The organism is uncultured Pseudomonas sp., from assembly GCF_913777995.1.
In the GTDB taxonomy this organism is placed as follows: Bacteria; Pseudomonadota; Gammaproteobacteria; order Pseudomonadales; family Pseudomonadaceae; genus Aquipseudomonas.
Genome location: NZ_CAJYVE010000014.1, coordinates 43117 through 57045 on the forward strand (window position 1 = coordinate 43117; position 13929 = coordinate 57045).

Below are 13929 nucleotides of genomic sequence, written 5' to 3' on the forward strand. Positions count from 1 at the left end.
ACTGTCCGTTACTTGCGTTTCATGGACAGGAAGAATTCATCGTTGGTCTTGGTGGTCTTGAGCTTGTCGACCAGGAACTCGATGGCCGCCACTTCGTCCATCGGATGCAGCAGCTTGCGCAGGATCCACATGCGCTGCAGCTCGTCATCGGCGGTCAGCAGCTCTTCGCGGCGAGTGCCGGAACGGTTGATGTTGATGGCCGGGAATACACGCTTCTCGGCGATCTTGCGATCCAGGGGCAGCTCCATGTTGCCGGTACCCTTGAACTCTTCGTAGATCACTTCATCCATCTTCGAGCCGGTTTCGATCAGCGCGGTGGCGATGATGGTCAGCGAGCCGCCCTCCTCGATGTTACGCGCAGCACCGAAGAAACGCTTCGGCTTCTCCAGGGCGTGGGCGTCGACACCACCGGTCAGGACCTTGCCGGAACTCGGGATCACGGTGTTGTAGGCACGTGCCAGACGGGTGATCGAGTCGAGCAGGATGACCACGTCCTTCTTGTGCTCGACCAGGCGCTTGGCCTTCTCGATGACCATCTCGGCGACCTGTACGTGACGGGTCGGCGGCTCGTCGAAGGTCGAGGCGACCACTTCGCCGCGCACGGTGCGCTGCATTTCGGTCACTTCCTCTGGACGCTCGTCGATCAGCAGCACGATCAGGTGGCATTCAGGGTTGTTGCGGGTGATGTTGGCCGCGATGTTCTGCAGCATGATGGTCTTGCCCGCTTTCGGCGGGGCGACGATCAGGCCGCGCTGACCCTTGCCGATCGGAGCGCAGAGGTCGATGACCCGGCCGGTGAGGTCTTCGGTGGAGCCGTTGCCGGCCTCCATCTTCAGGCGCTCGTTGGGGAACAGCGGCGTCAGGTTCTCGAACAGGATCTTGTTCTTGGCGTTCTCGGGGCGGTCGAAGTTGATCGAGTCGACCTTCAGCAGGGCGAAGTAACGCTCGCCTTCCTTCGGCGGGCGGATCTTGCCGACGATGGTGTCCCCGGTACGCAGGTTGAAACGGCGGATCTGGCTCGGCGAGACGTAGATATCGTCCGGGCCGGCCAGATAGGAAGCATCCGCAGAACGCAGAAAACCAAAGCCGTCCTGGAGGATCTCCAGCACGCCATCACCGGAGATCTCTTCACCGCTCTTGGCGTGCTTCTTGAGCAGGGAAAAAATCACATCCTGCTTGCGCGAACGGGCCATATTTTCTATGCCCATCTGTTCGGCCATTTCGAGCAGATCGGTAATCGGCTTTTGCTTGAGTTCAGTCAGGTTCATAGGGGAATGAGGTAATCGTATATGAGGGGGAATTAAGCTAGGGCTTAATGAAACCGCGCCGCGGAGATGGCGAAAGGATCGCGTACTGAATCGAAAGGAGAGCGTCGGCGACGGCTAGCAGGGGGCAACGGGAAAGCCGTTGCGGGGCCGAATGTAACACCTGACCAGGGAAGCGTCTAGTATCGCGGCTCAAAAAAAACCCCGCTGTTTGCGGGGTCTTGAAGCGCTCGGGCGTTACAGGTTGGCGTCGATGAAAGCCGCCAGTTGCGACTTCGACAGCGCGCCGACCTTGGTGGCCTCGACATTGCCGTTCTTGAACAGCATCAGGGTCGGAATGCCGCGCACGCCGTGCTTGGCAGGGGTTTCCTGGTTTTCGTCGATGTTCAGCTTGGCGACGGTCAGCTTGCCTTCATAGGTGGCAGCGATGTCGTCCAGAACCGGAGCGATCATCTTGCAAGGGCCGCACCATTCAGCCCAGTAGTCAACCAGCACAGGGCCTTGAGCCTGGAGAACATCGGCTTCGAAGCTGGCGTCGGTGACGTGTTTGATCAGGTCGCTACTCATGGAATTCTCCGGGTTGCTAGGCAAAAAAACGTGCGTCCATCATAGCGGCACCGCTACCAATGCGGAAGCGCGGCGTCATTGACTGTGCCTATGAAGGAACGAGACAGAGGTTATAGCCCAAGGCCCTGCTGCCTCGCGATCGACCGGCGCTTGGCCGACGAATGACCTCACCCGCTTGCAAAGGCTCATCCGGCAGCCCTACGGGCAGCTGCGCGTTGGCGTCCGGCATGGATCGTGGCAGGATGGCGCGGTCATTGACCGGAATTTTCTGACCATGCCTCATACCAAAGCCAAGAATTTTTCCCTGATCGCCGCGATCGATCTGGGTTCCAACAGCTTTCATATGGTTGTCGCCAAGGCCAATCAAGGCGACATCCGCATTCTTGAGCGGCTGGGAGAAAAGGTTCAACTGGCAGCGGGTATCAATGAGGAACGTCAGCTCACCGAAGAGTCCATGCAACGCGGCCTGGACTGCCTCAAGCGCTTCGCCCAACTGATCAACGGCATGCCGCTGGGCGCCGTACGGATCGTCGGCACCAACGCCCTGCGCGAAGCACGCAACCGCAACGAATTCATCCATCGCGCCGAAGCCATCCTCGGCCACCCCGTGGAAGTGATCTCCGGTCGTGAAGAGGCCCGCCTCATCTATCTGGGCGTCTCGCATACCCTTGCCGACACCCCCGGCAAGCGCCTGGTGGCCGATATCGGCGGCGGCAGTACCGAGTTCATCATCGGCCAGCGCTTCGAGCCGCTGCTGCGCGAAAGCCTGCAGATGGGCTGCGTAAGCTACACGCAGCGCTACTTCCGCGACGGCAAGATCACCCCGGCCCGCTATGCCCAGGCCTATACCGCCGCGCGCCTGGAACTGATGAGCATCGAGCAGGCCCTGCACCGCCTGAAATGGGACGAGGCGATCGGCTCGTCCGGTACCATCCGCGCCATCGGTGCCGTGCTCAAGGCCAATGGCCACGGCTCGGGCGAAGTGAACGCCGAGGGCCTGGCCTGGCTCAAGCGCCGCCTGTTCAAGCTGGGCGACATCGACAAGATCGACTTCGAAGGCATCAAGCCCGACCGCCTGGCGATTTTCCCGGCTGGCCTGGCGATTCTCGAAGCCATCTTCGACGCTCTCGAACTGCAGCGCATGGACCACTGCGAAGGCGCTCTGCGCGAAGGCGTGCTCTACGACCTGCTGGGCCGTCACCATCACGAAGACGTGCGCGAGCGCACGCTGAACTCGTTGATGGAGCGCTACCACGTCGATATGGAGCAGGCCGCACGGGTCGAGCGCAAGGCGCTGATGGCTTTGGAGCAGGTGGCCGATGCCTGGGAATTGCAGGATGAAAACTACGCCGAGCTGCTGAGCTGGGCCGCCAAGGTGCATGAAGTGGGCCTGGACATCGCCCACTACCATTACCACAAGCACGGCGCCTACCTGATCGAACACTCCGACCTGGCCGGCTTTTCCCACGAAGACCAGCAGAAGCTGGCCCTGCTGGTGCGTGGCCACCGGCGCAACATCCCCAAGGACAAGTTCGCCGAGTTCGGCGACGAAGGCATCAAGCTGATCCGCCTGTGCGTGCTGCTGCGCTTCGCCATCCTGTTCCACCACATCCGTGGCACCCAGGAAATGCCGACCGTGGTGCTGCGCGCCGACGGCCCGAACCTGGACGCGCAGTTCCCGGATGGCTGGCTGGAAAACAACCAGCTGACCCAGGCCGACTTCGCGCTGGAAGCGGAGTGGCTGACCCGGGTCGGGATCGTCTTCAGCGCACGGTAAGCACCGGGTTGCTCAGGCGCTCCAGCAGGGTCGCCTGGGCACTGCGGGCGTTCTGGTTGCCGGTCGGCGAACTGCGCAGGTAGCGACCGTCTGACTGCAGCAGCCAGCTGTGGGTGTTGTCGGTGAGGTACAGCTCCAGCTCCTTCTTGACCCGCAGGATCAGCTTCTTGCCCTCCACCGGGAAGCAGGTCTCGACGCGCTTGTCGAGGTTGCGCTCCATCCAGTCGGCACTGGACAGGAACATCTGCTCCTCGCCGCCATTGAGGAAGTAGTAGACCCGCGTGTGCTCCAGGAAGCGGCCGATGATCGAACGCACCTGGATGTTGTGCGACACGCCGGCGATGCCGGGGCGCAGGCAGCACATGCCGCGCACGATCAGGTCGATCTTCACGCCCGCCTGGCTGGCCTTGTACAGCGCGCGGATGACCTTCGGGTCGGTCAGCGAGTTGAACTTGGCGATGATGTGCGCCGGCTTGCCCTCGATGGCGAACTGCGTCTCCCGGGCAATCATGTCGAGAATGCCCTTCTTGAGGGTGAACGGCGCGTGCAGCAGCTTCTTCATGCGCAGGGTCTTGCCCATGCCGATCAGCTGGCTGAACAGCTTGGACACGTCCTCGCACAGTGCGTCGTCGGAGGTCAGCATGCTGTAGTCGGTGTACAGCCGCGCGTTGCCGGCATGGTAGTTACCCGTCCCCAGGTGTGCGTAGCGCACGATTTCCCCGGCTTCGCGACGCAGAATCAACATCATCTTGGAGTGGGTCTTGAAGCCCACCACGCCGTAGATCACCACCGCACCGGCAGCCTGCAGGCGGCTGGCCAGCTGCAGGTTCGATTCTTCGTCGAAACGCGCGCGCAGCTCGATGACCGCCGTGACTTCCTTGCCGTTGCGCGCGGCATCCACCAGCGCGTCGACGATCTCGGAGTTGGCACCGCTGCGGTACAGGGTCTGGCGCACCGCGAGCACGTGTGGATCCTTGGCGGCCTGGCGCAGCAGGTCGACCACCGGCGTGAAGGACTCGAACGGGTGCAGCAGCAGCACGTCCTGCTTGCGGATCACGCTGAACAGGTTGTCGCTGTTCTGCAGCAGCTTGGGAATCGCCGGCGTGAACGGCGGATGTTGCAGCTCGGGGTGGCTGTCCAGGCCGGTGATACTGAACAGGCGGGTGAGGTTGACCGGGCCATTGACCTGATACAGCTCCGATTCGGTCAGGCTGAACTGCTTGAGCAGGTAGTCCGACAGGTGTTTCGGGCAGGTATCGGCCACTTCCAGGCGCACCGCATCGCCATACCGACGCGAGAACAGCTCGCCGCGCAGGGCGCGGGCCAGGTCTTCGACGTCTTCGGAGTCCAGCGCCAGGTCGGCGTTACGGGTCAGGCGGAACTGATAGCAGCCCTTGACCTTCATGCCTTGGAACAGGTCGTCGGCATGCGCGTGGATCATCGACGACAGGAACACGAAGTTGTCGCCCGGCCCGCCGACGTCTTCGGGCACCTTGATGACCCGTGGCAGCAGGCGCGGTGCTGGGATGATCGCCAGACCCGAGTCGCGACCGAAGGCGTCCACGCCCTCCAGCTCGACGATGAAGTTCAGGCTCTTGTTGACCAGCAAGGGGAACGGGTGGGTCGGGTCGAGACCGATCGGGGTGATGATCGGCGCGATTTCGTCACGGAAATAGCGACGCACCCAGGTCTTGAGCTTGGTGGTCCAGTAGCGGCGACGGATGAAGCGCACCTGGTGCTTTTCCAGTTCGGGCAGCAGCACGTCATTGAGGATCGCGTACTGACGGTCGACCTGCTCGTGAACCAGTTCGCTGATGCGCGCCAGCGCCTGGTGCGGCTGCAGGCCGTCGGCACCGGCCTGTTCGCGGGCGAAATTGATCTGCTTCTTGAGACCCGCGACGCGGATCTCGAAGAATTCGTCGAGGTTGCTGGAGAAGATCAGCAGGAACTTCAGCCTTTCCAGAAGGGGGTAGGACTCATCCAGCGCCTGCTCGAGCACCCGGATGTTGAACTGCAACTGCGACAGCTCGCGGTGGATGTACAGGCTGCTGTCATCCAGGTTCGGCACGACGATGGCAGGCGCTGCAGCCACGGGAGGCTCCACGACCTGCGGAGTTTCAACGGCAGGCTCAACCACGGGTGTAGCCTCCTGAACATCGACTTCTACAGTGGCTTGGGTGAGTCCTTCGGTATTCATGAACGTTCCTGTGAGGGAGGCTATTGCCCTTTTAATAGTTGAGCGGCGCGCACGGCAAAGTAGGTCAGGATGCCGTCTGCGCCGGCGCGTTTGAAAGCGGTGAGCGATTCGAGGATCACCCCCTCGCTGAGCCAGCCGTTCTGGATAGCGGCCATGTGCATCGCGTATTCACCGCTGACCTGGTAAACGAAGGTCGGCACCTTGAACTCGTCCTTGACCCGGTGAAGGATGTCCAGGTACGGCATGCCCGGCTTGACCATCACCATGTCGGCGCCTTCGGCCAGGTCGGCGGCCACTTCATGCAGCGCTTCGTGGCTGTTGGCCGGGTCCATCTGGTACGAGGCCTTGTTGGCCTTGCCCAGGTTCAGTGCCGAACCCACCGCATCGCGGAACGGGCCGTAGTAGGCGCTGGCGTACTTGGCCGAATAGGCCATGATGCGCACGTTGACATGCCCGGCCAGTTCCAGGGCCTCGCGGATCGCCTGGATGCGACCATCCATCATGTCCGAAGGAGCCACGACCTGGGCGCCGGCTTCGGCGTGGGACAACGCCTGCTTGACCAATGCATCGACCGTGATGTCGTTCTGCACATAGCCTTCTTCGTCGAGGATGCCATCCTGGCCGTGGGTGGTGAACGGGTCGAGCGCCACATCGGTGATGACGCCCAGCTCCGGGAAGCGGTCACGCAGCGCACGGGTAGCACGCTGGGCGATGCCCTCGGGGTTCCAGGCTTCGGCGGCATCCAGGGATTTCTTCTCGGTGGGGGTCACCGGGAACAGCGCCAGGGCCGGAATGCCCAGTTCAACCCACTGTTCGGCAGCTTCCAGCAGCAGGTCGACCGACAGGCGCTCCACACCCGGCATCGAAGCGACCGCTTCGCGGCGGTTTTCGCCTTCGAGGACGAATACGGGAAGAATCAGGTCATCGACCGTGAGGACATTCTCGCGCACCAGGCGACGAGAAAAGTCGTCGCGGCGATTACGACGCAGGCGAGTGAGAGGGAACAGGCGGTTTGCGGGGGTGAAACTCACGGCAATACTCCTGGGCCCGCATGCGCGGGCAAGCGCGACAGTTATAAGCCGCCATTATGACCAATGTGTGACACTTTAAGTGCAATGTGCGACTCAAGGCCGCAGCAGAGCGGCTGGCGTATTTTGCACGACTATGGTTGTAACATTCTTTAACCTACAGACGCACACCGACGCTTTCCAGTTTGCCTTGCGCGGGTTAGGCTGCGTCCTCATTTCGCCAGCACCCAGACAATGCTCCAGAATTTTCTCAACGATTTCGGCTATCTGGCCCTGTTCATCGGCACCTTCTTCGAAGGCGAAACCATTCTGGTTCTGGCCGGTTTCCTGGCTTTTCGTGGCTACATGGACCTCAATATGGTCATGATCGTCGCGTTCTGTGGGAGCTACGCTGGCGACCAGCTGTGGTATTTCATGGGTCGCCGCCACGGGCGCCGGATCCTCGCCCGCAAGCCGCGCTGGCAGGCCATGGGCGACCGGGCGCTGCGCTTGGTGCGCAAGCATCCCGACCTCTGGGTTCTGAGTTTCCGCTTTGTCTACGGCCTGCGCACGGTAATGCCCGTGGCCATCGGCCTGTCCGGCTATCCGCCAGGACGCTACCTGCTGCTCAATGGCATCGGTGCTGCGGTATGGGCCATAGCCCTGGCGGCCGCCGCCTATCACTTCGGCTCCTTCATGGAAGGCTTGCTGGGCAATATCAAGAAGTACGAGATGTGGGTGCTCGGCGGCCTGCTGGTGATCGGTCTGGCCCTGTGGCTGCGCCGGCGTATCCGTACCGCACGCCTGGCCCGCGAAGAGAAGCTGGCAGCCGCCTCCGGTGCAGCCCTGCAAGCCGACACGCTCGACAAGAAAACCGACGATTAACCCCCGCGGCCGACCCTGCCGGGTTGGCCCACTGAACGCCCGCCTGCTGATACGATCCCATGTTTCATATGCCCGCCACCCGGTCGGGCCTGAGACGGAGAGTGTCGCCGATGACCAAGAAAGTAGCCGTAATCCTGTCCGGCTGCGGTGTCTACGATGGAGCAGAGATCCACGAAAGCGTCCTGACCCTGCTGCGCCTGGACCAGCGCGGCGTAACGACGCAATGCTTCGCCCCCGACATCCCGCAGCTGCATGTCATCAACCACCTGACCGGCAACCCCAGCGCAGAGACACGTAATGTACTGGTGGAGTCTGCACGCATCGCCCGTGGCGCGGTTCAAGACGTGCGCGAGGCCCGCGCCGAAGACTTCGACGCGGTGATCGTCCCCGGTGGCTTCGGCTCAGCCAAGAACCTTTCCAATCTGGCCAGCGAAGGTGCCGCCTGCCAGGTGCAGCCCGACGTATTGAACCTGCTGCAGTCCTTTGCCGCCGCCGGCAAGCCGGTCGGGCTGATCTGCATCACCCCGGCGCTGGCCGCCAAGATCTACGGCGAAGGCGTCATCAGCACCATCGGCAACGATCCCGACACCGCTGCGGCGATCATCCAGATGGGCGGTGTGCATCAGGATTGCCACGTCGAAGATATCGTTGAAGACGCCGAACGTCGCCTGGTCAGCACACCGGCCTACATGCTCGCCGGCAGCATCAGTGAGGCGGCCGCCGGCATCAACAAGCTGGTCGACCGCATCGTCGAACTCACCCACGAGCACGACGACGCGGCCTGAGCACCACGCCTCAGACCTGGGCGCGGCGCTCCTGCAGGCGGCTGCGCCCGTACAGCACCACGATGGCCAGCAAGGCCAGCGCCTGGGCGCTCAGCGACCAGGCATCGGCATGGATGCCCAGCCAGTCGAATTCGAAGAAATTCACCGGATGGGTGCCGAAGATGCCGGCTTCCTGCAATGCCTTGACGCCATGCCCGGCGAACACCACCGAAAGCGCGCACAACAGCGCGGCATTGATCGAGAAGAACAGCGCCAGCGGCAGCTTCGCCGAGCCACGCAGGATCACCCAGGCCAGCCCCAGCAGCAGCACCAGTGCCGTGGCGCCGCCCGCCAGTACGGCATTGTGGCCAGCCGGGCCGGCCTGCAGCCACAAGGTTTCGTAGAACAGGATCACCTCGAACAGCTCGCGATACACCGAGAAGAACGCCAGCACCGCGAAGCCGAAACGCCCGCCGCCACTGACCAGGCTGCTCTTGACGTAGTCCTGCCAGGCTGCCGCGTGGCGTCGGTCGTGCATCCACACGCCGAGCCACAGCACCATCACGCTGGCGAACAACGCCGTGGCCCCCTCCAGCAGCTCGCGCTGCGCGCCGCTGACGTCGATCACATAGGCGGCCAGCGCCCAGGTGCCCAGGCCGGCCAACAAGGCCAGCCCCCAGCCAACGTTGACGCTGCGCACCGCCGACTCCTGGCCGGTGTTGCGCAGGAAGGCAAGAATCGCGGCGAGCACCAGAATCGCCTCCAGGCCCTCGCGCAGCAGGATCAGCAGGCCGGAAATGAAGCTCAGCGATACGCTCAGGCCATCGCCGCCCAGCGCCTCGGCACTGGCCTGCAGCTTGACCTTGGCCAGGTCGAGGCGTTGCTTCACCTGCTCTTGGGGCAGGCCGTCCTGCACCGCCTGACGGTAGGCCATCAGCGACTTCTCGGTGTCCTTGCGCAGCGCGGCATCGACGTTGTCCAGCGAGCTTTCCACCAGCTCGAAGCCTTCCAGATAAGCGGCCACCGACAGGTCGTAGGCCTGGTCACGGTCACCGCTGGCATAGGCCGCCAGGCTCTTGTCCAGGGTGCTGCGCGTGTAGTCCAGCAATTGCGCTGGGCCGCGCTGGGCCTGGGGTGGCTTGGCGCGCTGCACGCGGAATGCCGCGGCAGCCTGCGGGCCGTCGCTGGCTTCCACCTCGGCCGGGGTCTGGCGAGCCAGCTCGGCAATGTTCCAGGTCTTGTCGGCTGCCGCCGTGGCCGGCGCACTGAAACTGGCGATGTACACAGCAAGGTCCCAGCGCTGGCGCTCGTCCAGCAGCTCGGCGAAGGCCGGCATGTCAGTACCGCTCACTCCCAACCCCACTGTGTTGTAGAGGTCATAGAGGCTCAGACGGCCCATGCGCACGGCATCGCGCAGGTTCGACGGCGCCGGGTCCAGGCCGATTCCCGCCGGCCCATCGCCCGCACCGCTGTCACCATGGCAGACCGAGCAGGTCTGAGCGTAGAGCGGTGCGCCCCGGGCCGGGTCCGGCGTGATCAGCGGCGCCTGGCTGACCTCATACAGGGCCGCCAGGCTGGCACCCAACTGGCGCGCCTGGCGGGCCACCAGAGCACCGTCCTCATGACTGGCCACGGCCTGCTGCAGGTCAGCGACCCCGCGCTCCAGCGCATCACGCCCGGCACGCGCCGGCAGCCCGTTCACCAGTCCGTGCAGTGCGCCCAGAAACTCGACCTGCTCGCGATACTCGCTATCTTCGACCACCTTGCCGTCGGCCACGGTGGCCGGGTAATCGGCGGCGATGTAGTCGAGCAGGTGCAGTGCTTGAGCGGCGCCCTCGACAGGCTCGGCCAGCAGGCTGGAACTGAACAGCGCCAATACCGGCAGCAGCAGCCAGCCCAGGAAACGGGCAGGGAACGACATGAAATGATTCTCAATGGATGGCAAAGCCGAGCATTGTTCCCTTACATCCGACGCTGCTCAAGACTCTGAGTGAATATTTGTGACAAAAAATTACATCCGCGTCGTCCGCCGCTCGCGACTAGTCCAAAGGCACTAGCACAGGTGAGCTAGCTCACATTCCGCTCATCTGAAAGCCCAGCACCTCCGGAACAAGGACAAATATCCGTTGTCATCGCCAGCCCGCCGCTTATAATCCCGCGCTTCCGCACCTTCCAGGGCCGCTCGGCTCCGGCATACGGACATCATTCAGGCAGCCCGCACGCGCCTGGCCATGGGACTGGCATAGCGGGTCACCCTGATTCTCGCCATCGATTTTCAGGGATTGGAACGCTCCATGTCTTCTCGCGCCCTTACCGCCCTCGCACTGTTCGCCGCTGTCCAGCTGGCAGGCTGCTCCGCCTTCCGCAGCTACGACACCGAACTGAAGGAAACCAACCAGCAGCTCACCGCCGGCAACATCGTCGGTGCCCTGGCCACGCTGGAAAAGAACAACACCAGTGCCGACAAGGACCTGCTCTACTACTTCGAGAAGGGCGAACTGCTGCGCGCCAAGGGCGACCTGGACGGTAGCCAGGCGGCCTGGCACTCCGCCGACCGGGTGATCTACACCTGGGAGGAATCGGTCAAGCTCGACGCCGACAAGTACCTGGCGCAGTTCGGCAGCTTCCTGGTCAACGACAAGGTGCGTCGCTACGAAGGCTACGACTACGAAAAGGTCATGCTGACCACGCAGATGGCCCTCAACCTGCTGGCACGCAACGACTTCGACGGTGCCCGCACCGAAATCAAGAAGACCCACGAACGCGAAGCGGTGATCGCCGAGCTGCGTGACAAGGAATACCTCAAGAGCGAGCAGGAGGCCCAGCGCCAGGGCGTCACCACTCAGTTCAAGGACCTGCAGGGCTACCCTGTGGCGTCGCTGGACGCTCCGGAAGTGGTCAACCTGAAGAACAGCTACCAGAGCGCGTTCAGCCATTACCTGTCCGGCTTCGTCTACGAGGCCCTGGGCGAGAAAGGCCTGGCCGCACCGGGTTACCGCAAGGCCGTTGAACTGCGCCCCAACACCCCGCTGCTCGAAGACGCACTGAAGAAACTCGACGCCGACGCCGGCAAGAACGGCGACAGCGAAGTACTGCTGGTGGTACAGAGCGGCTTCGCGCCGGCCCGCGACTCGGTACGCGTCCCGCTGCCACTGCCGATCAGCGGCAACCTGGTCATCACCCCGCTGTCGTTCCCGGTGATCCGTGCCGACAGCAGCACGCCGAGCTTCGATCAGGTATCGCTGAACGGCAAGCCGCTGAATCTGACCCTGCTCAACAGCACCACCGACATGTCGCGCCGCGCCCTGCGTGACGACATGCCGGGCATCATAGTACGCACCACGGTACGCGCCATCAGCCGTGGCGTGGCGCAGAAGAAGCTCAACGAAGTGAACCCGCTGGCCGGCCTGGCGGTGGGCATCGCTTCGGCGATCACCGAAGGCGCCGACACCCGCACCTGGCGCACCCTGCCGGACCGCACCCTGGTGGCGCGCATTCGCCTGCCGCAAGGCCAGCACCAGGTGGTATTGCCCAATGCCCTGGGCGGCTCGCAGGTGCAGTTCAAGATCGACAAGCCTTACCAGGTCGTCGCCGTGCGCGCCCTGGGCAACCAGGTGTACGCCGACGGTCAGATCGCCCAGGTCATCCCGACCAACGCGCCGCAAGCCATCGCTGTAGCCAAGTAAACCTTCGACGGAGACTCCGCAATGCGTACCAAGATCCTCGCCGCCCTGGCCCTGGCGCTGCTCGCCGGTTGCGCCACCCCGCCGCCACCGGCGCCTGGCAGCGCGGCCAGCAAGATCGTGCCCATGGGCGACTTCAAGAACATCGAAGTCGGCGCCATTCGCGTCGCCCGCGAAAACGGCTTCCTGACCGTCAAGGCGCAGCTGAGCAACACCAGCAGCCGCAACAAGACCCTGTACTACCGCTTTGCCTGGCTGGGCAACGATGGCTTCCCGGTGGCCGATGAAGAAACCTGGAAAACCCTGCCCCTGTACGGCTCGCAGAGCGTCGTGCTGCCCGGTATCGCACCCGTGCCACGGGCCACTGACTTCCGCATCGAAGTCAACACGCCTTGATCCGTTTTCCCTTTTGCCAAGTTGAAGAGAACACCCGCATGTCCTTTATCCGCCTTTGCTCCATCGCCGCCATCGCCCTGCTGGCCACCGGCTGCGCCAACAACTCCCCGACCCTGGGCAGCAAGAACATCAGCTACGGCGACACCAAGGCCGTCGAGACCGTGACCAACGAGTTCGGCTCCACCGACCTGCAGATGATCGCTGAAAGCATGACCCGCTCGCTGGCCCAGTCCGGCGTGCTGCAAGGCCGCCCGGTGGTGCAGGTCTATGACGTGAAGAACAAGACCAGCGAGTACATCGATACCCGCGAGATCACCACTACCATCAAGACCCAGCTGATGAAGAGCGGCACCGCACGCTTCGCCAGCGATAACAACCAGATGCAGAACCAGGTCGACCAGCTCAAACTGCAGAACCAGAGCGGCCTGTACAAGAACTCCACCGTCGCCAAGACCGGCAACATGATCGCCGCCAAGTACCGCCTGGAAGGCGCGATCAGCTCGATCGTCAAGCGCAGCAGCGACTACAAGGACGTCTACTACAAATTCAGCCTGCAACTGATCGACGTCGAGAGCGGTCTGGCCGAGTGGATGGACGAGAAAGAAATCCGCAAGACCACGGAGCGCTAAGCGATGCGTGCATGGATCGGCATCATCGGCCTGCTGTGTGCCTTCGGCGTGCAGGCCGCGCCCAAGGTCGCGGTAGCGGACATGGCCTTCCAGGAACGTGTGGAGCAGTACATTCGTACCGTCTCTGCGCGGGTCAACGAAAGTGCGCATGCCAACGCCTACAGCGCCGGCTACCACGGTTCGGCCAGCTACGACTCGTACGAGGCCCGCTACAGCTACATCGAGCAGGGTGAGCTGCGCAAATTCAGCGGCGACATCAAGGGCGAGATTCTCAAGTCCGGGATGTTCCAGTTGGTGCAGGGCACGCCTTACACCGCCAGCTCCAAGGAAGACGTCTACGACGTGATCCGGCGGATCAAGAACGGCAACTTCAAGGGCGCCGACTACGTGCTGTTCGGCACCGTGTCGGATATCGACTTCCGCCAGGACATCAACGAGCTGGCCAACACCAACAGCTACTCGGCGGTGCTGGGCATCACCCTGGTCGCCGACTTCAGCCTGATCAACACCCGCACCTTCGAGATCACCTCGGCCTTCACGGCGATGGGCGAAGGCCAGGACACCAAGCTGGTCAACAGCCGCGACATCAAGGTCTCGCTCAACCGTGGCCGCGTGGTGCGCGATGTGTCCAAGTCGATCGGCGTGGACGTCACCCGCCAGCTGCGCGAGCAACTGCGCGGCGAAGTGGAATGGGTCGAGCAACCCATGCCACAGAACACCCTGCCCCGTGACGAGGCGCCGCGCATCCTGCGTTGAGCC

At 63.1% G+C, this 13929-nt stretch carries 12 protein-coding genes; 7 read left to right on the plus strand and 5 right to left on the minus strand.

Features of this window, described 5'->3' with window-relative positions; all coding sequences use genetic code 11:
- Positions 1–8: 8 nt before the first annotated feature.
- A complete protein-coding gene (rho, locus tag QZ497_RS06070) occupies positions 9–1268 on the minus strand; it encodes a transcription termination factor Rho (protein WP_295472164.1) in 1260 nt (419 codons plus the stop codon).
- Positions 1269–1502: 234 nt separating this feature from the next.
- On the minus strand, positions 1503–1832 hold the full coding sequence (gene trxA / locus QZ497_RS06075) for a thioredoxin TrxA (RefSeq protein ID WP_295472166.1): 330 nt from the start codon (positions 1830–1832) through the stop codon (positions 1503–1505).
- A gap of 274 nt (positions 1833–2106) precedes the next feature.
- Between trxA and ppx the strand changes: the two genes are divergently transcribed.
- Positions 2107–3609 carry an exopolyphosphatase gene (gene ppx / locus QZ497_RS06080; protein WP_295472168.1) on the plus strand — a complete coding sequence of 501 codons (1503 nt, stop codon included), beginning with the start codon at positions 2107–2109 and terminating at the stop codon, positions 3607–3609.
- On the opposite strand, the gene ppk1 is transcribed toward ppx, so the two are convergent.
- Both ppk1 and hemB read right to left on the minus strand, forming a co-directional pair.
- Positions 3596–5806, minus strand: coding sequence for a polyphosphate kinase 1 (ppk1, locus tag QZ497_RS06085; RefSeq protein WP_295472170.1), 2211 nt, complete (start codon positions 5804–5806; stop codon positions 3596–3598). The two genes, ppx and ppk1, sit on opposite strands and share 14 nt — an antisense overlap.
- Before the next feature lie 20 nt (positions 5807–5826).
- On the minus strand, positions 5827–6837 hold the full coding sequence (gene hemB / locus QZ497_RS06090) for a porphobilinogen synthase (protein ID WP_295472172.1): 1011 nt from the start codon (positions 6835–6837) through the stop codon (positions 5827–5829).
- Between the two features lie 231 nt (positions 6838–7068).
- Here hemB and QZ497_RS06095 point away from each other — a divergent pair, with 231 nt between their 5' ends.
- On the plus strand, positions 7069–7698 hold the full coding sequence (locus QZ497_RS06095) for a DedA family protein (protein WP_295472173.1): 630 nt from the start codon (positions 7069–7071) through the stop codon (positions 7696–7698).
- A 110-nt stretch (positions 7699–7808) separates the two neighbouring features.
- Positions 7809–8483 carry an isoprenoid biosynthesis glyoxalase ElbB gene (gene elbB / locus QZ497_RS06100; protein WP_295472176.1) on the plus strand — a complete coding sequence of 225 codons (675 nt, stop codon included), beginning with the start codon at positions 7809–7811 and terminating at the stop codon, positions 8481–8483.
- 10 nt (positions 8484–8493) lie between these two features.
- Here elbB and QZ497_RS06105 read toward each other — a convergent pair whose 3' ends face one another.
- Complete coding sequence (locus tag QZ497_RS06105) at positions 8494–10383, minus strand: FTR1 family protein (protein ID WP_295472177.1); 1890 nt, start codon at positions 10381–10383, stop codon at positions 8494–8496.
- Between the two features lie 373 nt (positions 10384–10756).
- Here QZ497_RS06105 and QZ497_RS06110 point away from each other — a divergent pair, with 373 nt between their 5' ends.
- Genes QZ497_RS06110 through QZ497_RS06125 form a run of 4 tightly spaced genes read left to right on the plus strand, consistent with a single transcriptional unit; the run spans position 10757 to position 13926 of the window.
- Complete coding sequence (locus QZ497_RS06110) at positions 10757–12148, plus strand: hypothetical protein (RefSeq protein ID WP_295472179.1); 1392 nt, start codon at positions 10757–10759, stop codon at positions 12146–12148.
- A gap of 21 nt (positions 12149–12169) precedes the next feature.
- Positions 12170–12541, plus strand: a complete 372-nt coding sequence (locus tag QZ497_RS06115; protein WP_295472181.1) for a YcfL family protein — start codon at positions 12170–12172, stop codon at positions 12539–12541.
- A 38-nt stretch (positions 12542–12579) separates the two neighbouring features.
- Complete coding sequence (lpoB, locus tag QZ497_RS06120; protein ID WP_295472183.1) at positions 12580–13170, plus strand: penicillin-binding protein activator LpoB; 591 nt, start codon at positions 12580–12582, stop codon at positions 13168–13170.
- 3 nt (positions 13171–13173) lie between these two features.
- Positions 13174–13926 (plus strand): penicillin-binding protein activator LpoB, encoded by a 753-nt coding sequence (locus QZ497_RS06125; RefSeq protein ID WP_295472184.1) that lies wholly within the window; start codon positions 13174–13176, stop codon positions 13924–13926.
- Positions 13927–13929 lie beyond the last annotated feature (3 nt).